Origin of the sequence: Micromonospora sp. H61, assembly GCF_018070325.1 — a bacterium.
Classification (GTDB): Bacteria; Actinomycetota; Actinomycetes; order Mycobacteriales; family Micromonosporaceae; genus Micromonospora; species Micromonospora salmantinae.
Genome location: NZ_JAGPXY010000097.1, coordinates 1 through 18,610, shown reverse-complemented (window position 1 = coordinate 18,610; position 18,610 = coordinate 1). Strand labels below are relative to the sequence as shown.

Here is an 18,610-nt window from a genome sequence, read left to right as displayed (position 1 = left end):
GCGCACCGCACCGCGGTCACCGGGCCGGCGGTGGACGGGCGGGGTGACGCGGCCCGCGCCGCCGTCGAGGAGGCGATGGGTTGGCTCACCGAACCGGACGACGCGCTGACCGAGCCCGATCCCGCGTCCGGGGCGGCCACGGACGAGCTGACCGGAGCCCGGATCCTGCTCGCCGACGACAACGCCGACATGCGGGCGTACCTCACCCGGCTGCTCGCCGGGCAGGGCTGGCGGGTGCGGGCCGTCACCGACGGCCGGCAGGCCCTCGACGAGATCCACAGTGATCTGCCCGACCTGGTCCTGACCGACGTGATGATGCCGGTGCTGGACGGCTTCGACCTGGTACGCCGACTACGCGCCGACCCGACGACCCGGACGCTGCCGGTGCTGGTGCTCTCCGCCCGTGCCGGCGGGGAGGCCAGCGTGGAGGGCCTGAGCCTGGGCGCCGACGACTACCTGGTCAAACCGTTCGCCGCGGCCGAGTTGATCGCCCGGATCCGGGCCAGCATCCGCCGAGCCCGCGACCGCACCCCTGCCGCGGCCGTCGTCGGCGACCCGGCGACTGCCACTGCCGCAGCTCCCTCGGCTCGGCCCACCCCGGTCGGGCCCGTTCCGCCGACCCCGGCTGTCGAAACCGTCCGCGACGTGGCAGTGGCCGTGCAGGCGCCGCCCGAGCCGGACGGTCTGGGCGACCTCCTGGACGTCGGGTGGACCTACCCGTCCGCGCCCACCTCCGCCGCCGCGATGCGTCGCGACGTCCGGGGCGCACTGGGCGAGCTGGACGTCGACCCGGACGTGCTGGAAGACCTCCTGCTCGCCGCCTCGGAGGCCATGAACAACGCCGTCGAGCACGCACAGCGACCCAGCCGTCCGGAGGTACGGGTGCGCGTCCAGGTGGGCGACGGGCTGATCCAGATCTCGGTACGGGACTTCGGCACCTGGCGGGACCGCCGGCCGGCGATGGACCGGGGGCGCGGCGCGCTGCTGATGAACGCCTACGGCGACGTGCGGCTGGTCTCCACCGCCGAGGGGACGACGGTGACCATCGAGCGTCGACTGGCCTGAGTGCCGGCGACGGGTCAGAGTCGGCGGCCGCTGGCGTCGTGGGCGATGATGCCGTCCAGCCGCTCCCCCGGAGTGAGCCGCGTCGGGTCGAACCAGAAGACCAGCACCTGCTTGTCGCCACTCCATCGCGCCACTCGGGCGTCGACCTGCCGACCGTCGACGGTGCCGATGATCCGCTTGGCGGGGCCGACGAAGTAGCCGAAGGTGGGCACCGGCACGGCGAAGCCCTCGTCGTAGCCGATCTGGTGGAACCCGGCACTGCGGTCGCTGCCGTAGACGTCGTTGACCAGGATGTCGGTGCGCAACGAGCCGTCCGGAGCCTGGCGACCGGCGGCCAGTCCGATGGACACCTTGGGCTCACCGGGCACGGACACCGCGACGAAGTAGTAGACCCGACGCTCGGCGCCGTGCCGCACCCCGCTGTCCACGATCTGGCCCAGCGGCTTCGGTGGCGGCTCGTCGCGGCCCACCGTCGGCGGTGGCGTGGAGCCCAGCGACTTCTCCGCCCACGGCGAGACACCGACCGACGGTGGAGCGACGGCGACCGGCGGCGGGTGCTCGGTCGGCGCCGGATCGCCCGGCCCGGACACGCCGACCGCCACCACGACGACCACGGCGGCCAGGCCGGTCGCCAGCGTCGCCGCCCCCGCTCCGGCGACGCGTCGACGGGTACGCAACCGACGTCCCTCGCGCATCACGGAGTCCAGATCGAACACGGCGTCGGGACGCTCGGTCGCCCGCATCGCGTGGCGGAGCCGTTCCAGCTCGCTCATCGGCGCGCCCTCTCATCGGCCGTGCGGGGCGCGGCGGTGCGCAACTTCTCCAGAGCTCGCGAGCTGGTGCTCTTGACCGTGCCGACGGATACGGAGAGTTCCCGGGCCACCTGCGCCTCCGGCAGGTCGAAGTAGTAGCGCAGGACGACGATGGCGCGCTCCCGGGGGCTGAGCGCACCGAGGATGGTGATCAACCAGCGCCGGGTGGCCACGTCGTCGGCCACGTCGCCACGCCGCTGCTCCGGCACCTCGTCGGTCGGGTACTCCCGCATCGGCCGTCGCCACCCGTCGACCAGATGGTTGACCAGCGTGCGGCGGGCGTACCCGTAGGCGTCGTCGTCGTGGATCCGCGACCACGACGCGTAGGTGCGCACCAGTGCGGTCTGCGCGGCATCCTCGGCCTGGTGGTGGTCGCCGGTCATCAGGTACGCGGCGTGCACCAGTCGCGCGGACGCCGCCCGCGCGAACTCGACGAAATCGGCGTCACCCCGCGCCACCGCGAACCCTCCCCGTGCCACAGAGCTAGAGACGGGCGAGGTCGGCAAAAGGTTGAGCCCTGGGTCACATCAACTTTTCGCCACTGTCACCCGTCTTCTCCTCCGCGCCGCCGCCGAGCGACGCGCGAGGGGAGAGACATGTCGACGAAGGCTACCCGCCGCTGGGGTCCCACCTCGATGGCGTCGCTGCTGGTGGTGGTGCTGCTCACCGGGTGCGGTCTGCCCGCCGCCGGGCAACCCGCCACCGAGCCGGTCGCCGCCGGGCCGCTGCCCAGCGGACCGGCGACATCTACCGGTCGGCCGACCGGGGCCGCCGAGGTCCGGCCCAGTTCCGCGCCCGTCGTCCCGGTCAGCTACCCCGCCACCGGCGGTAACCGCTGGTCGGTGGCGCCTGGCGAGACGACCCCCGGGCGCGCGACGGCCGGCCGGTTGCTGCGCTACCGGGTCGCCGTCGAGCGCGACATTCGGGGCCTGCCGGCGAAGGACATCGCCACGGCGATCACCACGACGTTGAACGACCCACGCGGGTGGACGGCGGGCGGGGCGTGGCGGTTGCGCCGGGTCGGTGCCGGCGAACCGACCGACTTCACCATCTACCTGGCGACCCCCGGCACCCGCGACACCCTCTGCCAAGACGTGCCGGACGCCTACACCTCCTGCCGCAACGGTGGCCGGGTGGTGCTCAACGTGGCGCGTTGGGTCAAGGGGGTGCCGGGTTACGGCGCGACGGTGGAGATCTACCGGCAGTACATGGTCAACCACGAGGTGGGGCACAAGCTCGGGTACGGCCACGAGCGGTGTCCCGGGCGGGGCCGGCCGGCGCCGGTGATGCACCAGCAGACGCTGGGCCTGCACGGCTGCTCCGCGAACGCTTGGCCGTACCCGAAGGGCAAGGCCCGCTACAGCGGGCCGGTCGGGGCGTACGACGACGCGATCCCCCGGCGTGAGGGCGCCTACTCGGCATCGTGAGGACGGCGTGCCCTCAGGTGCGGCGGCGGCGCTCCTGTTCGAGTCGCTCGTCCTGCCGGCCCATCTCGTAGATGGCGTTGAGGCTGGTCGGCAGCCGGCTGACGTTTTCCGGCACCGGGCCGGGATCCGGCGCCGGCCCGGAATCCGGTACCGGACCGGGGTCGGGTGCGGCGGCGAGGGCCGGGGCCCGGCGGCGCAGCAGCAGCAGTGCCAGCACCCCGAGGACGGCCACGACCAGCAGGTACGACACGGGTGGCCAGGCATCGCGGGTGGGGTTGGCGAGCGCCGACGGCTGGGTCGGTGCGGGGGTGTCGCCGTCGCGCCAGGGCACGCCGGCCTCGCGGGTGCCGGTGCCTACGCCATCGGTGCGGCGATCGGGGGCTGCGGGTGCGGGGAGACCACCGCCTGCCGACCCGGCGGGCGCGGGGATCGCGATGGGTTCCGCCGGACTGGGCCGACCGACGACCGGTGGCCGACTCGGCGTGGCCGCTCCGGTGGGGGTGTCGCTCGGCGTCGGGGCGGCACTCGGCGTGTCGCCACCGAGCAGGTCGTCGACGATCTGGCCGACGCCGCCGACGATGTCACCGAGCGGATTTGAGGTGGCCGACGGGGACGGCGCGGGCGCGAGGGCGAGGGTCAGCGCGAGGACGACGACGGTAGGCATGACGCCACCTCCGATGTGCCGGATATGCCACGCACCGTACCGCATCGTGGGATCGCGTGGGTGACACCGGCGCACCGGGGCGGGGGCGCGTCTGGCGCTCGCCCCCGCCCGCGATGTCGCTGATGGTCAGACCGGCAGGCCACCGACCTGAGTGGAGATCCACGATCGGATCGACGGCAGGTCGACGTAGATGGACGGGCCGGTGGCGCAGGTGGAGTTGTTGTTGCCGGCCCGACTCGTGGCGCCGATCAGGTTCCACACTCCGTTGACCCGGCGCACCTGCGGCCCACCCGAGTCGCCGTAGCAGGCGCCGGAGTTGCCGTTGGTGTTGTTGGTGCAGATCTCGTACGGGCCGTTGATGCCGGAGCACCGACTGTCGGCCACGATGGACGTGTCGAGTTCGTTGGCCACGGCCGGAGCCGAACCGCAGCCCCGCGGGGCGCAGGTCTGGCCCCAGCCGATGATCCGGGTGGCGGTACCGACCGCGCCGGAGGTGCTCGGGATCGGGGCCGGCGCGTACGTGACCGAGCTGGCCAGTTGCAGCAGCTTGACGTCGACGCTCGGGTGGTTGACCGCCCGGGTCACCCGCACGACGGTCCCGCCGCTGGAACGGTTGATGCTGCCCACCCGCACCGAGGACGGCGTCGAACAGTGCTTGGCGGTGACCGCCCAGTTGCCCTTGATCAGCGTGCCGGTGCAGCCGGAGACATAGACCATGAAGGGGTAGTTCTCCGTGGCCGGCCGGCCGCCGACCACCAGCGGGCTGATGTCCGAGTCGCCGTTCCAGGTGTACGTCGTGCTGGCCGGCGCGGCCAGGGAGCCGGCGAACAGCGAGTTCACCCGGCTCGCCTCGGCGGCGCTGGGGTTCGCGTTGCGACAGGAGACCGGTGCGCTGCTGCCGGACATCAGGTCGGAGCAGAGGCCGGTGCGCCGGTCCGGCAGGCCCAGGATGTGGCCGACCTCGTGGGTGGCGATGCGGGTGCGGTCGTAGCCCTGGTTGACGGCCGTGCGGCCCATCCAGATCCGGCCCGAGCCGAGACCGGTCGGCTGCGCGCGGGGCCAGCCTTCGTCGACGTAGATGGTGATGCTGGCCGGGGTGCCGGCCAGGAGTCGGACGCTGCTGACCCGGCTGTTCCAGATCTGCGCCGCCTGGTCGAAGTTGGTGCGGAACTCGCCGGTCCGGCTCGCGTCGTAGTAGACGGTCCGGACGGCGGCGGCGGGCGTACCGGTGGCGAGCTGCATCCCGGCCGCCGCCAGGATCGCCACCAGCATGGCCAGCGCCGCGCGTCTCAGTTGTCCTCGGAACATCGGGTACTCCCCTGCGGTCGTCCGGCGACCGTCGGCCACCGGTTCATCGATGCGCACCGATATTAATGTGACGGCGGCCGATGTTCGGCATAGCGGAAGCGTCATACCGGCGACGTGGAGGCTGTTACCCAGCGGTTACGCCGCGGCGAAGCGCCCGTGCCGGGGCAGGACGACGGTGGCGGCAGAGGGTCACCGGCAGCGCCGCCGCGACGTGACCCCGGTACCGGACGGAGAAGAACCATGAGGATCAGGAGCGCACTGACCGCGTTGGCGGTCGCCCTCGCCGGGCTGGTAGCCAGCGCCGGCAGCAGCACCGCCGCGGGCACCACGACCGGAGCGGCGTACTGCGGGATCACCTGGGGCAGCGCGGAGAAGGCGGCCGGCGCGCTGAGCGACGCCCCGCTGGTCGACGTACGAACCGGCCGGCACGACTGTTACGACCGGGTGGTGTTCGAGTTCAACGGCCCGGTCGACGGTTACGCGATCGGCTACGGGGAGACGTGGACCGAGGGCGAAGGGCTGGCGCTGTCGCCGTACACCGCCGGCGGCGCGCTGCTGCGGGTCTCGCTGCGGGCACCGGCGTACGACGACGACCACCTGGGCACCGTGCCCTACGCGGTCGGCGAGCACGTCGCGAACCTGCTGCGCTACCCGACGCTGCGCGACGTGGTGTTCGGCGGCAGCTTCGAGGGCTACAGCACCTTCGCCGTCGGCGTACGGGCGCGGTTGCCGTTCCGGGTGCTCGTGCTCGCCGGTCCCGGCACCCACAGCCGGGTCGTGCTCGACGTCGCCCACCAGTGGTAATCGAAGCAGGCCGATCCGCTTGGCCGTCCGCCGACATCAGGCGGACGGCCATGGTGCGCACTGACCCGGGCATCAGTCAGGCGTGCAGGGTGGGCCGATAGACGAGTTCCTGGGTGCGACCGTCGAGGGTCCGGCTCTCGATCAATTCCAGGTCGAAGTCGGCCGCGCCCTGGAAGATCGGCTCGGTGCCGGTCTGTCCGGTGATCACCGGGAAGAGCGTCACCTGGACGAAATCGACCAGTCCGGCGGCCATCAACGCCCGGTTCAACGACAGGCTGCCGTGCGATCGCAGGGGCACGGCGGACTCCTCCTTGAGCCGGGCGACGACGTCGACCGCGTCACCGCGCACGACTGTCGCGTCCGGCCAGTCGAGCGGGCCTTCCAGCGTGTTCGACACCACGGTCGCCGGCAGGTTCCTCATCTGGGTCACCCACGCGTCGCGGACCTCGGACTCCTCGGTGCTCACGGCCAGCATCTGCGCGAACACCCGGTACGTGTTGGCCCCGAAGACCATGCGCTGCTCCGCGCTGTACCCGGACAGGCGGTGCGCGAGCAGTTCGGGGCCCTGCTTACCCCAGTACCCGCCCCAGTTGCCGCTGGTGGTGCCGAAGCCGTCGAGGCTGGAAAAGACGTCGACGGTGTAGGTGGCGGTCATGATGTTCTCCGTTCACGGGTGAGTTCGGTCCGACGGGTCTGCAGGTGGGCCCGCTCGGTCTCGTTGGTGGCCAGTGCCGTGGCCCGGTCGTAGGCGGCTCGGGCCTCGTCGTTCCGTCCGAGTCGGGCGAGCAGTTCGGCCCGGGTTGCGGGCAGCCGGTGATAGCCCGGAAGGTCGAGGCCCTCCAACGCGGCGAGGGCCACCGCCGGCCCGTGCACCTCGGCGACGGCGACCGCGCGGTTGAGCGCCACGACCGAGGTCGGCGCGAGAGCGAGGAGCTGGTCGTACAGTGCCAGGACCTGCGGCCAGTCGGTGGCGGCGCCGTCGGTGTGCACCGCGCTGATCGCGGCCTGGATCTGGTACGGGCCGGGCCGGTTACGGCGCAGGCAACGGCGGACGATGTCGTGGCCCTCGGCGATGAGCGGCCGGCTCCACAGTGATCGGTCCTGGTCGGCCAGCAGCACCAGGTCGCCGGTCGGGCCGAGCCGGGCCGGGCGGCGCGCCTCGGTCAGCAGCAGCAGGGCGAGAAGGCCCAGAACCTCGGGCTCGTCGGGCATCAACGCGGCGAGTTCGCGGGCGAGCCGGATCGCCTCGGCGCACAGGTCCGTTCTGATCAACGGACCGGCGGTGGACGCGTAGCCCTCGTTGAACATCAGGTAGAGCACCGCGAGGACGGGCGGCAGCCGGTCCGGCAGCTCATGTCCGGCCGGAACCCGGTACGGGATGGCGGCGTCGCGGATCTTCTTCTTGGCGCGCACGATCCGCTGGGCGACGGTCGCCTCCTGGACCAGGTAGGCACGGGCGATCTCCGGTACTTCGAGGCCGCCCAGCAGGCGCAGGGTGAGAGCCGTCCGCGCCTCCGGGGCCAGCGCCGGGTGACAGCAGGTGAAGATGAGTCGTAGCTGGTCGTCCCGCACCGGTCCCACCTCCGAGGGCTCATCCTGGTGATACAGCAGCAGGGCCTGGGCGTGCCGGGCCTCGCGGGTCGACTCCCGGCGAAGCCGGTCGACGGCACGGTTGCGTGCGGTCGTCACGATCCAGGCGCCCGGGTTCGGCGGCAGCGTCTGCCACTTCTGCAGCGCCGTGGTGAAGGCGTCCTGGACGGCCTCCTCGGCGAGGTTGATGTCACCGAGGAGGCGGGCCAGGGTGGCGACGCAGCGGCCGTACTCCGCGCGGTAGATGCTCGCCAGGTCCATGTCGGGAGAGCGGCTGCCGGTCAGGCCTGGGACAGGTCGTCGAAGGGGCGCACCTCGACCGGGCCGCAGGCCGCCGCGCACCTCTCGGCCCAGGCCAGCGCCGCGTCCAGGTCCGCGCACCTGATGACCCAGAACCCGGCGATGTGCTCCTTCGTCTCGGCGAACGGCCCATCGCTCATCGCGGTGGTGCCGTTCTCGACCCGGACGACGGTGGCGCTGTCCGGCGAGGTGAGTCCCCCGCCGAAGACCCAGGCGCCCGCTGCCTGCATGTCGTCGTTGATCCGGCCCGTCTCCCTGAACATGGTCTGCGTCTCCTCGTCGGACGGCGTCGGCGCGCCCTCGACGAAGTGCACTGACAGCAGGTACTGCTTCATGACGATCCTCCGGTAGCTCGATGGTGGGATGGGTACAGGTCAGGCGGCCACGACGTTCGACGTGGTGGCGCGGGTCGTGTTCGCGGTGGCGGTCATCGTGCCCTCCAGTGGGTGTGCGGCAGGTTGCGATGCCGGGCTCTCACCAGGGCTACGAACTGAACCGATCCCGATCGACAGCACGCCCAAACTTTTTTGTCGACGAGTTTTGACGTCGGCGTGAGACGACGGAGTCTCGGGACATAGCGGACGAGCCCGACCACCGATTCTCGCAGCTCAAGCGGCTGCGGCACCGCACGCCGCTCGGCGTGCGGTGCCGCTGGGTGGGTCGTCAGTAGTTCGCGTAGGCGGTCAGGTCGCGGTACCCGTCGGCCTTGCCGTCGTTCGACCAGCCGGCGTCCTCAGGCTCGGCGTTGGCATCACCCGCGACGATCTTCAGGTCGCCGCCGAGGCGGTCCCTCGCCTCGTCGGCCTCCTTGATGTTCTCGTCGGCGCACGGGGCCGTGCCAGGTGTTGGTCGGCCAGTGGACCGAGGCGACCGAGACGTCCTCGTTGCGGACGTTGTCGTGCAGCCGGCATCGAAGTGCGAGAACCGGTGTGCCTCAGAGCGTGCGCTGGTACTCCTCCCAGGTCCGCTTCGGGCTGACCGCCGGTCCATCATCGACGCCCCGGTTGGCCAGGCCGTTACGACCGAGGTAATAGTCACCGGCCTGGTTCTGCGCACCTGTCGACTGGTCGGTGTCGGAGAGCGCGATGGCGTGGATGTGGTAGCCCCAGTCCCCCTGGGCCGGGGTCCGCAGCCACGCGGCGAAGCCCACCGTGCGCAGTCGACGCAACACGTCCGTCCGGACCGCCGAGGAGAGACCGCTGACCGAGAGGTCGAGCGCGCCGCCGCCGTCGTGCGTGCCGGCGGAGGCGCCCACACCGCTGCTGTACGAGCCCTGCGTGATGCCGAGCTGCCGGCCGAGCAGGCGTTCGGCCTCGAACAGCATCGACCTGGTGCGGGTGTTGACCTGCACGCCCCGCAGAGTCACCACGCTGCCGGGCGAGATGGCCCTGACGACTGTGTAGCGGCCCTCCCCGAGCGACCGCAGCGACGACGGGCCGGGAAGACCTGTGGCGTCGAGACCGGTGTAGCCCAGCGACCGCTGGTACGCGGCGTACGCGGCGATCGTGCTGGTGCCGAAATGACCGTCGACGTACGCCGACGAGAGCAGCCCTCTCGCCTGGAGTGCACGCTCCACCAGCAGGACGCTGTCCTTGGCCCCCTCGGTCAGCGCGGTGTCCGCCCGACGCGGGTCGATCTGCGCCGCCTTGATCAGCGCCTCCATGTCCAGCTGCGGCAACGCGGCCGTGGCCGGGCCGGCCAGCGGTACGGCACCGACCACCGCCGCACCTGCGGCGACGAGCAGGTTCCTTCTCGTGAGCACGCTTCCTCCGCAATATATCGACAGATTGACATGACGGAATGAAGCTATTCTTCAATGTACGGAGCTGAGTTGTCACCCCGCTGGGGCGTACGAATGTCCTCGGGATCGCCTCCCGCCGGTCGACCTGGATGGTCGGGACCAGCCGGCCCCGACCATCCGGTGGCGCCCATCCGACCCACGTCCGTCGCAGGTCGGTGGGCCGCCGTCGCAGCTCCCGTCAGCTAGCTGCCAGAACCCTGCTGGATCGGGTCGGGTGCCTGCCCGACCGCCTCGTCGGCCAGGTGCCAGACCTCGCGCATCGGGGCCCACCAGTCCCCCGAGCCGGGCTCGGCGATCGACTCCTGACACGGGTCGGTCAGCTTCCACCACTCCTGCGTCTGCGGGTCCGCCGCGATCAGCCGCAGGTCGGCCTCGTAGTCGTCGCCCACGTACTCGTAGTAGCCGAAGAGCAGGTCGTCGTGGAGGAAGATGGTGTAGTTGCGGAAGTTTGCCTCGCGCAGCGTCTTCTCCACGCTCGGCCAGACGGCGGCGTGCAACCGCAGGTAGGTCTCCCGCTGCTCGGGGCGGAGTCGGATCACGCAGCCATGACGTTTCACGTCGTGCCCTTTCGTGTGAGCTGTTTCAGGGGTGCCGAAGGCACCTGAAAGTAGCGGTTGGGCAGTGCCCAGAGGTGACCAGCCGGCCACCGATGTCGGCCGTTTCGCCAGGACTACGCACCGTGGCGCCAGGTCTACCCTCGGGTGATGGAGGGCCGCGTGTTGGTGGTCGAGGACGACTTCTCGATCCGGGAGATCACCGCCCTCGGTCTGCGCCGCGCCGGTTTCCGGGTCGACACCGCGGTCGACGGGCGGCAGGCCCTGGCCGCGTTCCGCGCCCACCCGGTCGACCTCATCGTGCTCGACATCATGCTGCCGGGGCTGGACGGTCTGGAGGTCTGCCGGGAGATCCGGCGGACCAGCCAGGTGCCGATCCTGATGCTGACCGCGCGCACCGACACCATCGACGTGGTGGTCGGGCTGGAGTGCGGCGCGGACGACTATCTGCGCAAGCCCTTCGACCTGCCCGAGCTGGTGGCCCGGGTCCGCTCGGTACTGCGCCGGGTGAGCGTGCCGGCCCCCTCGACAGTCATCGAGGTCGGCAGCCTGGAGATCGACCCGGGCGGCTTCGTGGTCCGCCGGCACGGCCAGGAGGTGGCGCTCACCGCCACCGAGTTCCGCCTGTTGCTGGAGCTGGCCCGCCGGCCCGGTCAGGTCTTCACCCGGGAGCTGCTGCTGGACCTGGTCTGGAACCACGACTTCCTCGGCGACTCCCGACTGGTCGACGTGGCGGTGCAGCGGTTACGGGCCAAGATCGAGGACGACCCGGCGCAGCCACTGCTGATCCGGACCGTACGCGGTGCCGGCTACAAACTCTCGACGGGCTGACGGGGGCGGCGATGGCCGGACGCGCGGTGTTCCCCGGGCGCCTGCGACGCCGGCTGACGATCGCGTTCGTCCTGGTCGCCGGCGTCTCGGCCGGGCTGCTCGCCGGCGGGACCGGGCTGCTGCTGCGGCAGTCCTGGTTGGACGCGTCGCTGCACGAGGCCGCCGCCGACGCCCGCTACCACCTCGTTCTCGCTGGGCAGTTCCTGCCGCTGACCGAGCAACGCAGCACCGAACTGCTCACCAGCTTCGAGGCCAGCGGTCGGCACGTGCTGCTCGTCGACGGCCCGACCCGCGCATCGCACCCCGCGTACGCCCCGGAGCTGGGCACCCGGTTGCGGGCCGTCGTCGCGGACGGGCGGCTCGGCTATCAGCGCTCCGCGCCGAAGGAGCGTCCTCGGCTGCTGGTGATCGGTGGGCGCATTCCCGGCTCGACCGCCGAGCTGTACGTCCTGACCGTGGAAGACGACGTCGCCACCGATCTGGGTCAGCTACGCACCGCGCTGGTGGCCGGCTGGGTGCTCGTGGTGTTGCTCGCCGCTGCGGTGGGTCACGCGTTGGCCCGCCGCACGTTGGAGCCGGTGGGCCGGGCCAGCCGGGCCGCCCGAGCGCTCACCGAGGGCCTGCTCGCCACCCGCCTGCCGGTACGCGGGCGCGACGAGTTCAGCGTCTGGGCGGCGACGTTCAACGAGATGGCCGAGGCACTGGAGTCGAAGATCGCGGCGCTGTCGGCCGCGCAGGCCCGCGAGCGGCGGTTCACCGCCGACGTCGCGCACGAGCTGCGTACCCCGGTGACCGCGTTGGTGGCCGCGGCGTCGCTGCTGCGCGAGCACCTCGACCAACTGCCCGACGACGCCCGGCCGGCGGCCCGGCTGCTGGTCGGCGACGTGGTCCGGCTGCGCCGGTTGGTCGAGGATCTGATGGAGATCTCCCGGTTGGACGCCGGGCGGGAGCAGGTGGCTGTCGGGCCGGTCGACGCGTTGGCGCTGCTGCACGGCATCGTCGCCGCGCGCGGCTGGTCGCCGCGCGTGCGGGTCACCGGTGATCCGGTCGCGGCGCGCACCGACCGGCGTCGGCTGGAGCGCGTGCTGGCCAACCTGGTCGCCAACGCGGTCGAGCACGGCGGTGGCGAGATCACTGCCAGCGTGGCGGGCGCCGGATCACTGGTCGTCTTCGAGGTGATCGACGACGGGCCGGGCATCCCGGCCGAGCATCTGCCCCGCGTGTTCGACCGGTTCCACCAGGTCGATCCGTCCCGCTCCGCGCCCGGCAGTGGGCTCGGGCTGGCCATCGCCCAAGAGCACGCCGAGCTGCTCGGCGGCGCGCTGAGCGTGCGCAGTGACCCGGGCGAGGGCACCCGGTTCCGGCTGGAGTTGCCCACTGCCGGTCCCGCCGGCCCGCCGGGCGGTGCGGGATGACCGGCCGTGGCGCGGTCGGGCCGGGCGTGTCGGCGCTGGTCGCGGCGCTCCTGCTCGGCGGCTGCGGCACTCCCCGCTCCGGCGACCTCGGCCCGGCGCCCACGGCGCCGCCGCCCAGCGTCGCACCCACCGACCGCCCGGAGCGCACGCCGACCCGGGCCGCGGCACCGACGCCACCACCCACGAACCGGCCGCCGGGTCCGCCGCCGGCGGCGTCCACCGGCACGCGCCGACCGGATCCGGTGACCATCGAGCTGTGGTACGTCCGCGCCGGGCTGCTCGTGCCGACCCGGCGCACCCGGCCGGCCACTGTCGCGACGTCCCGGCTGGCGCTGACCGAACTGGCCGCCGGGCCGAGCTCGCCCGAGGCGGCCGCCGGGATGATCACCCTCCTTCCGACCGGCGTCGAGGTCACCCGCATCGCCGACGAGGTGGCGACGCTGCGGGTGCCGTCCGTCGGCGACCCGTCCACCCGGCGGCTGCGCGAGGCGCAGGTGGTGTGGACGCTCACCCAGTTCCCCAGCGTGCGTCAGGTCCGCCTCGACGGCGCGGCCCCGGTCGACCGGGCAGACTACGCGGACCTGCTGCCACCGATCGTGGTCACCGGCCCGATCCCCGGCGAGCGCGTGTCCGCCCCGCTCGTCGTCACCGGCACCGCCACCGTGTTCGAGGCCACTGTGAGCGTCCGGGTGCTGGACGCCGCCGGCCGGGAGGTGGCCACCGGTTTCGGCACCGCCAGTTGCGGCAGCGGCTGCCGGGGCGGGTACCGCGTGGTGGTCGGCTGGCGCCCGGTCCGCGAACAGAAGGGCACTGTCGAGGTGTACGAGGTGTCCGCCGAGAACGGCGCGCGGATCAAAACGATGGCGGTGCCGGTGGTCCTCGCACCCCGCGACTGACCGCCTCGCCCAAAGAGGGTGTTAACCCGGTGCGTCATCCGTTTGTCGACAGCGACGCGCGGCGCTGACGTCTACCCGACAGCGCAGATCCTCGCCGGCATTCACCGGGCTGGCGCGGCCACGCGGTGAAAGCGCAGGCCAGGTGCCGTGGAGCCGGTGGGAACGTCTCCGACACGCCGGCAGCGGGACGGCTCGTCGGGCTTGGCCGGACGACCGTTCCCCTGACCTTCGAGATTGACCTGGGTGGACATGTTTGCCAACGTGAGCGCGTCATTGCGCACAGTCATATTCGCTGTTCAGCCCCGTGACGGCCGGGCCACACTGGAGTCGTACCGGTCGCCGCGACAGCCTCACCATCCCTCGCAGAGCGGAGATACATCATGTCCGGTGGCAGCCTTCCCCGTACCGGTATGGGCGTCGTCACGATCGGCGGCGCGGCCGGTATCGGCAGCTACGCACTTCCCCTGCCGCTCACCATCGCCCTCACCGGAGCGACCGCCGTCCTCATCGGCTTCATCATGATCCGGATGACGTTCCGTCGTAAGCAGTCGGTCGGCCAGTGACCGCTAGCGTCACGAAAGGTCGTGTCCTGTTCGCCGCGGCGGTCGTCCTGGCCGCCGCGGCGGCGTGGAGCGCCCATCACGTCCTCGCCGTGATCGGCGCCATCAACGGAGGCGGTCACCGCTTCACCTTCGCGTACGCCGCCATGTTCCTGCTGCTGATCTGGCAGCTCGGCACCTCCTATCTGGAGAAGCCCGCAGTGGTCACCGACCGGATGCAGGGGCACCTCGACGCTCTGCACGTGGTGGGCATCGTGCCGGCGTACAACGAGGACCCGGGCGCGCTGCGGGCCTGCCTCGAATCCATGATCTTCCAAACCCGCAAACCGGACACCATCTACGTGGTGGACGACGGGTCGAAGCTGACCGAGGGCTACCAGCCGATCAAGCGGTGGTTTCTCGACGTCGCCCCCGTCCACGGGATCATCGCCGCCTGGCACATCCAGCCCAATGCCGGGAAACGGCACGCCCAGGCCGCCGCGGTGCGGTCGACACCGGCAGCCGACGTCTACTGGACGGTGGACTCGGACACCATCTCGGACCCGAACGCCCTCAGGGAGTTGTTGAAGCCCTTCGCCGATCCGGCGGTGCAGTCCGTCGCGGGGGTGGTGATGGCCGCGAACGTGCGCAGCAGCTTCCTCACCCGGTTCACCGACCTGTGGCTGGTGACCGGGCAGCTCACCGACCGGTCGTCGCTGTCGGTGTTCGGGTGCGTGTGGGTGAACTCGGGCCCGATCGCCGCCTACCGCGCGGAGGTGGTTCGCGACAACCTCGGCGCGTATCTGACGGAGACGTTCTTCGGCCAGCGGGTGCCCTTCTCCGACGACTCCCTCCTCACCCTCTTCGCGATGGTCCGGGGACGCACCGTGCAGCAGCCGTCGGCGTTCGCGTTCTCCCTCATGCCGGAGAACACCGGGCACTTCTGCCGGATGTTCCTGCGCTGGATGCGCGGCAGCTTCATCAGGACCTGGTGGCGGGTCCGGTACCTGTCATTGCTGTCGATCGCGTGGTGGCTGCATCTGCTGCGCTGGGCTGCCACGGTGGTCGCGACGGTGCTGTTCGTGGCGGTCGCGATCCTGTCGCCGATCATCGACCCCGACCCGCGGGCGATTCCGTGGCTGGTGGCTGTGCCGTTGATCGTCGGGTACGGGCAGGCGCTCCGCTACATGACGGTGCGACGATCGGACCAGTCGACGGCCTACCAGTGGGGCACCTGGCTCCTCACGCCCGTCGCTGTGGTGTTCGCCCTGGTCGTGCTGCGAGCGATCCGCTGGTACGGCATCGCCACCTGCTGGCGCACCGGCTGGGGCACCCGCAAGAAGGTGGAAGTGGCGCTGGGTTCCTGACCACGCGACCCGTGCTGAACCTGACACCTGGCATGACGCCGTGTGAAACGTGACCGTTTCGTCGGCTGGGTGCGAGGCACCTCACGAAACCCTGCACGATCAGCCAGCCGCGAACTAGGGTCAGTACGACATCGTTTCGCGGGGGGTCGGCATGCTGGGTGGTCAGCAGGTGGGCGCGGGCGCCGGGGTTCCGGCAGCCCGGGCCCCGCGCTGCACGGACGGCGACCTGTTCACCGTCGTCATCGACACCCTGCGCGAGGTCGGCTTCGACCGGATGACCATCGACGCCGTCGCCGCCCGCGCCCACGTCAGCAAGGCCACCATCTACCGACGCTGGGACGGCAAGGCCGAGCTGGTCGTCGCCGCCCTGCGCGACCGGCACGTGGGTGTCCACAACCCGCCCGACACCGGTTCCCTGCGCGGGGACCTGATCGAGTTGCTGCGGGCCACGGCCGCGATCTGCACGGCCGACTGCGACCTCATGCAGGCGTTGACCTTCGCCATGCGGACCAACCCCGAGCTGGAACGTCTGGTGCGTCACCAGGTGCTGCCGGCCGGGCGGGTGGCAAGCACCGCCATCCTGGTCCGGGCCGCCGCCCGCGGGGAGATCCCGCCGGAGGCCGGCGAGCGGGAGCTGTTCCACGATCTGGCGCCCGCGCTCACCATGTCCCGCATCGTCGCGCACGGCCTACCCGCCGATGACGCGTTCCTCACCCAGGTCGTCGACCAGGTGCTGATCCCGGTACTCCGCTATCAGCACGACCGTCCGTCGCCGGCCTGATTCACCGATATTCGCAACACGGAAGGCTTCACCATGCCCGGAACCACCTCGACCGCGCCCGGCGCGCCCAACGCCGGGGCGTCGACAGGCGCACCGCACCCGCGGCGCTGGATCGCGCTGGCGGTCATCGCGGTCTCACAGCTGATGGTCGTCCTGGACGCCACGATCGTGAACATCGCGCTGCCGCAGGCCCAGGCCGACCTGGGGATCACCGACGCGAACCGGCAGTGGGTGATCACCGCGTACACGCTGGCCTTCGGTGGTCTGCTGCTGCTCGGCGGTCGCATCGCCGACTACTGGGGGCGCAAGCGCACCTTCCTGGTCGGCATGACCGGTTTCGCGCTCGCCTCCGCCCTGGGCGGTCTGGCCACCACCGGTGAGATGCTCTTTGCCGCCCGCGCGTTGCAGGGCGCCTTCGGCGCGCTGCTCGCCCCGGCCGCGCTGGCGCTGCTCACCGTTCTGTTCACCGAGGCCACCGAGCGGGCCAAGGCCTTCGCGGTGTACGGCGCGATCGCCGGCGGTGGGTCCGCGGTCGGCCTGCTGCTCGGCGGGGTGCTCACCGAGTACGCCGACTGGCGCTGGTGCCTGCTGGTCAACATCCCGGTCGCCGCCATCGCCATCGCCTTCGCGCTGCCGCTGGTGCCGGAGAGCCGGGCCCACGGCAACACCCGCTACGACGTGCCCGGTGCGATCGTGGTGACCGCCGGCCTGGTCTCCCTGGTCTACGGCTTCACCAAGGCCGCCGAGGACGGTTGGGACGCCACCGCGACGCTCGGTTTCATCGCCGCGGGCGTGGTGCTGCTCGCCGTCTTCGTGGTGATCGAGCTGCGCTCCAGCCACCCGCTGCTGCCGCTGCGGATCCTGCTGGACCGCAACCGGGGCGGTGCGTTCCTCACCTCGACGCTGATCGGCGCCGGCCTGTTCGGGGCGTTCCTCTTCCTGACCTTCTACTTCCAGGTTGTGCTGCAGTACAAGCCCCTCGAAGCCGGTCTCGCGTCCCTGCCGGTCACCGTCGGCGTGCTGATCGCCGCGGGTGGCGCCAGCCAGCTCATGCCCCGGTTGGGTGCCAAGCCGCTGATGGTCGCCGGTTCGGCGCTCGCCGCCCTGGGCATGCTGGTGCTGACCCAGATCGACGTGGACACCTCGTTCCTCACCCACCTGCTGCCCGCGCAGGTCGTCCTGGGCCTGGGGCTGGGCTTCACCTTCGTCCCGCTGTCCAGCCTCGCCCTGGTGGGGGTGCCGGAGCACGACGCCGGCGCGGCCAGCGCGACGCTCAACGCCACCCAGCAGATCGGTGGCTCGCTCGGCACCGCGCTGCTGAACACCTTCTACACCAGCGCGGTCGCCGCCTATCTGGTCGGACGGGCGCCGAACCCGGTCAACCAGGTCGAGGCGCTCGTGCACGGCTACCGGGTGGCCTTCGCCTGGGGCGCGGCGCTGATCGTGCTCGCCGGACTGGCCACCCTGGTCCTGGTGAAGGTCCGCAAGGAGGACATCCCGACCGGCAACACAGTGCACATGGGCTGAGCCTGACCGACGTGGCCGACGGCCGGAGCGGCCCGACCCCGGGGCCGGCCCGCCGGCGGCCACGTCCGGTAGCGTCCGGACCATAGCCGAGAATCCGTTTGAGGAGATCCATGTCGACCCCTGCTGACCAGATCATCACAGCTCTGCGCGCGGGCCACGAGGAGCTCGCCGCGCTCGTACGGGACCTCAAGGAGGACGACCTGCTCCGGCCGTCGGGGGCCAGCGAGTGGCAGGTCTCCCAGGTGCTGAGCCACCTGGGCAGCGGCGCCGAGATCAACCTGGCGACGCTGGACGCCGCCCGTTCCGGCGCGCCCGGCCCGGACGGGGACTTCAACCGTGGCGTCTGGGCACGCTGGGACGCGATGTCCCCGGCCGAGCACGCCGCCGGGTTCCTCGCCACCAACGAACGGCTGGTCGAGGCGTACGAGGCGCTGGACACCGAGACCCGGGCCTCGATGCGGATCGACCTCGGCTTCCTGCCGGAGCCGGTCGACGTGGCCACTGCGGCCCGGTTCCGGCTCAGCGAGTTCGCCCTGCACCAGTGGGACGCCGAGGTCGCGTTCAACACGTTCGCGGCGGTGACGCCGGGGGCGGTGGCGCTGCTGCTCGACCAGATCGGCGGCATGCTGGCCTGGACCAGCCGACCCCAGGAGCTGGCGGGCCGGGAAGCCACGCTGCTGGTCCGGCTGCACGCGCCCGAGCGGACGTTCGGGCTGCGGCTGGGCGAGAAGGTCGAGATCGTCGACGCGCCGGAGCGCCCCGACGGGGAGCTGGTGGCCCCGGCCGAGGCGTGGCTGCGGCTGGCCACCGGACGGCTGGGCCCCCAGCACACTCCCGCCGGGGTGCAGGTGACCAGCTCGGTCACAGTCGACGACCTGCGCCGAGTCTTCGTCGGCTTCTGACCAGCGGCCGTGGGGGGCGGGGGTGCC

At 71.7% G+C, this 18,610-nt stretch carries 20 protein-coding genes; 11 read left to right on the top strand and 9 right to left on the bottom strand.

All coding sequences use genetic code 11. The features are described from left to right. Positions 1–1,065: response regulator (locus KBX08_RS29835; protein ID WP_210786803.1), on the top strand; the 1,065-nt coding region annotated here is incomplete at its 5' end. Between the two features lie 14 nt (positions 1,066–1,079). Here the strand turns inward: KBX08_RS29835 and KBX08_RS29830 are convergent. Beyond that, positions 1,080–1,838, bottom strand: a complete 759-nt coding sequence (locus KBX08_RS29830; RefSeq protein ID WP_210786801.1) for a hypothetical protein — start codon at positions 1,836–1,838, stop codon at positions 1,080–1,082. Further along, positions 1,835–2,335: a SigE family RNA polymerase sigma factor gene (locus tag KBX08_RS29825; RefSeq protein ID WP_210786799.1), complete on the bottom strand. Its 501-nt coding sequence runs from the start codon at positions 2,333–2,335 to the stop codon at positions 1,835–1,837. The genes KBX08_RS29830 and KBX08_RS29825 overlap by 4 nt, the downstream gene beginning before the upstream one ends. A 138-nt stretch (positions 2,336–2,473) precedes the next feature. Here KBX08_RS29825 and KBX08_RS29820 point away from each other — a divergent pair, with 138 nt between their 5' ends. Continuing rightward, entirely contained in the window at positions 2,474–3,304 is an 831-nt protein-coding gene (locus KBX08_RS29820; protein ID WP_210786797.1) for a DUF3152 domain-containing protein, read from the top strand. A 13-nt stretch (positions 3,305–3,317) separates the two neighbouring features. On the opposite strand, the gene KBX08_RS29815 is transcribed toward KBX08_RS29820, so the two are convergent. Further along, the gene (locus tag KBX08_RS29815) at positions 3,318–3,968 is read right to left on the bottom strand and encodes a hypothetical protein (RefSeq protein WP_210786795.1); all 651 of its coding nucleotides are present in this window, start codon (positions 3,966–3,968) and stop codon (positions 3,318–3,320) included. A gap of 126 nt (positions 3,969–4,094) precedes the next feature. Next, complete coding sequence (locus tag KBX08_RS29810) at positions 4,095–5,210, bottom strand: snapalysin family zinc-dependent metalloprotease (protein ID WP_374101976.1); 1,116 nt, start codon at positions 5,208–5,210, stop codon at positions 4,095–4,097. A gap of 306 nt (positions 5,211–5,516) precedes the next feature. Between KBX08_RS29810 and KBX08_RS29805 the strand changes: the two genes are divergently transcribed. After that, positions 5,517–6,080 (top strand): hypothetical protein, encoded by a 564-nt coding sequence (locus tag KBX08_RS29805; protein WP_210786793.1) that lies wholly within the window; start codon positions 5,517–5,519, stop codon positions 6,078–6,080. 76 nt (positions 6,081–6,156) lie between these two features. Here the strand turns inward: KBX08_RS29805 and KBX08_RS29800 are convergent, their stop codons facing one another. The 5 genes from KBX08_RS29800 to KBX08_RS29780 all read right to left on the bottom strand — a co-directional run bounded on the left by KBX08_RS29800 (position 6,157) and on the right by KBX08_RS29780 (position 10,328). Continuing rightward, the gene (locus tag KBX08_RS29800) at positions 6,157–6,735 is read right to left on the bottom strand and encodes a dihydrofolate reductase family protein (RefSeq protein WP_210786791.1); all 579 of its coding nucleotides are present in this window, start codon (positions 6,733–6,735) and stop codon (positions 6,157–6,159) included. Beyond that, positions 6,732–7,931: an RNA polymerase sigma factor gene (locus tag KBX08_RS29795; RefSeq protein WP_210786789.1), complete on the bottom strand. Its 1,200-nt coding sequence runs from the start codon at positions 7,929–7,931 to the stop codon at positions 6,732–6,734. Before KBX08_RS29795 ends, KBX08_RS29800 begins: the two co-directional genes overlap by 4 nt. A 20-nt stretch (positions 7,932–7,951) precedes the next feature. Next, positions 7,952–8,305 carry a YciI family protein gene (locus tag KBX08_RS29790; protein ID WP_112668588.1) on the bottom strand — a complete coding sequence of 118 codons (354 nt, stop codon included), beginning with the start codon at positions 8,303–8,305 and terminating at the stop codon, positions 7,952–7,954. Positions 8,306–8,904: 599 nt separating this feature from the next. Continuing rightward, complete coding sequence (locus KBX08_RS29785) at positions 8,905–9,732, bottom strand: peptidoglycan-binding protein (protein WP_210786788.1); 828 nt, start codon at positions 9,730–9,732, stop codon at positions 8,905–8,907. A 221-nt stretch (positions 9,733–9,953) separates the two neighbouring features. Continuing rightward, a complete protein-coding gene (locus KBX08_RS29780; RefSeq protein ID WP_210786786.1) occupies positions 9,954–10,328 on the bottom strand; it encodes an L-rhamnose mutarotase in 375 nt (124 codons plus the stop codon). Positions 10,329–10,475: 147 nt separating this feature from the next. On the opposite strand from KBX08_RS29780, the gene KBX08_RS29775 reads away from it, so the two are divergent. The 8 genes from KBX08_RS29775 (at position 10,476) to KBX08_RS29740 (ending at position 18,583) form a co-directional block, all read left to right on the top strand. Continuing rightward, entirely contained in the window at positions 10,476–11,156 is a 681-nt protein-coding gene (locus KBX08_RS29775; RefSeq protein WP_210786784.1) for a response regulator transcription factor, read from the top strand. An 11-nt stretch (positions 11,157–11,167) separates the two neighbouring features. Next, positions 11,168–12,571, top strand: coding sequence for a cell wall metabolism sensor histidine kinase WalK (locus tag KBX08_RS29770; RefSeq protein WP_210786782.1), 1,404 nt, complete (start codon positions 11,168–11,170; stop codon positions 12,569–12,571). Further along, entirely contained in the window at positions 12,568–13,467 is a 900-nt protein-coding gene (locus KBX08_RS29765) for a Gmad2 immunoglobulin-like domain-containing protein (protein ID WP_210786780.1), read from the top strand. Before KBX08_RS29770 ends, KBX08_RS29765 begins: the two co-directional genes overlap by 4 nt. Before the next feature lie 380 nt (positions 13,468–13,847). Continuing rightward, positions 13,848–14,030 (top strand): hypothetical protein, encoded by a 183-nt coding sequence (locus KBX08_RS29760; protein ID WP_210786778.1) that lies wholly within the window; start codon positions 13,848–13,850, stop codon positions 14,028–14,030. Continuing rightward, positions 14,027–15,373, top strand: coding sequence for a glycosyltransferase (locus KBX08_RS29755; RefSeq protein ID WP_210786776.1), 1,347 nt, complete (start codon positions 14,027–14,029; stop codon positions 15,371–15,373). The genes KBX08_RS29760 and KBX08_RS29755 overlap by 4 nt, the downstream gene beginning before the upstream one ends. Before the next feature lie 151 nt (positions 15,374–15,524). Continuing rightward, positions 15,525–16,154, top strand: a complete 630-nt coding sequence (locus KBX08_RS29750) for a TetR/AcrR family transcriptional regulator (RefSeq protein ID WP_210786774.1) — start codon at positions 15,525–15,527, stop codon at positions 16,152–16,154. Positions 16,155–16,187: 33 nt separating this feature from the next. Beyond that, positions 16,188–17,681: an MFS transporter gene (locus tag KBX08_RS29745; RefSeq protein WP_210786772.1), complete on the top strand. Its 1,494-nt coding sequence runs from the start codon at positions 16,188–16,190 to the stop codon at positions 17,679–17,681. A 110-nt stretch (positions 17,682–17,791) separates the two neighbouring features. Beyond that, positions 17,792–18,583, top strand: a complete 792-nt coding sequence (locus KBX08_RS29740; RefSeq protein ID WP_210786770.1) for a maleylpyruvate isomerase family mycothiol-dependent enzyme — start codon at positions 17,792–17,794, stop codon at positions 18,581–18,583. Positions 18,584–18,610 lie beyond the last annotated feature (27 nt).

What these genes read in the sequence shown, in the direction of transcription:
- KBX08_RS29830 (WP_210786801.1), bottom strand. Translation starts at nt 1,838, where the DNA reads ATGAGCGAGCTGGAACGGCTCCGCCACGCGATGCGGGCGACCGAGCGT.
- KBX08_RS29820 (WP_210786797.1), top strand. Translation starts at nt 2,474, where the DNA reads ATGTCGACGAAGGCTACCCGCCGCTGGGGTCCCACCTCGATGGCGTCG.
- KBX08_RS29815 (WP_210786795.1), bottom strand. Translation starts at nt 3,968, where the DNA reads ATGCCTACCGTCGTCGTCCTCGCGCTGACCCTCGCCCTCGCGCCCGCG.
- KBX08_RS29810 (WP_374101976.1), bottom strand. Translation starts at nt 5,210, where the DNA reads ATGCAGCTCGCCACCGGTACGCCCGCCGCCGCCGTCCGGACCGTCTAC.
- KBX08_RS29805 (WP_210786793.1), top strand. Translation starts at nt 5,517, where the DNA reads ATGAGGATCAGGAGCGCACTGACCGCGTTGGCGGTCGCCCTCGCCGGG.
- KBX08_RS29800 (WP_210786791.1), bottom strand. Translation starts at nt 6,735, where the DNA reads ATGACCGCCACCTACACCGTCGACGTCTTTTCCAGCCTCGACGGCTTC.
- KBX08_RS29795 (WP_210786789.1), bottom strand. Translation starts at nt 7,931, where the DNA reads ATGGACCTGGCGAGCATCTACCGCGCGGAGTACGGCCGCTGCGTCGCC.
- KBX08_RS29790 (WP_112668588.1), bottom strand. Translation starts at nt 8,305, where the DNA reads ATGAAGCAGTACCTGCTGTCAGTGCACTTCGTCGAGGGCGCGCCGACG.
- KBX08_RS29775 (WP_210786784.1), top strand. Translation starts at nt 10,476, where the DNA reads ATGGAGGGCCGCGTGTTGGTGGTCGAGGACGACTTCTCGATCCGGGAG.
- KBX08_RS29770 (WP_210786782.1), top strand. Translation starts at nt 11,168, where the DNA reads ATGGCCGGACGCGCGGTGTTCCCCGGGCGCCTGCGACGCCGGCTGACG.
- KBX08_RS29765 (WP_210786780.1), top strand. Translation starts at nt 12,568, where the DNA reads ATGACCGGCCGTGGCGCGGTCGGGCCGGGCGTGTCGGCGCTGGTCGCG.
- KBX08_RS29760 (WP_210786778.1), top strand. Translation starts at nt 13,848, where the DNA reads ATGTCCGGTGGCAGCCTTCCCCGTACCGGTATGGGCGTCGTCACGATC.
- KBX08_RS29750 (WP_210786774.1), top strand. Translation starts at nt 15,525, where the DNA reads ATGCTGGGTGGTCAGCAGGTGGGCGCGGGCGCCGGGGTTCCGGCAGCC.
- KBX08_RS29745 (WP_210786772.1), top strand. Translation starts at nt 16,188, where the DNA reads ATGCCCGGAACCACCTCGACCGCGCCCGGCGCGCCCAACGCCGGGGCG.
- KBX08_RS29740 (WP_210786770.1), top strand. Translation starts at nt 17,792, where the DNA reads ATGTCGACCCCTGCTGACCAGATCATCACAGCTCTGCGCGCGGGCCAC.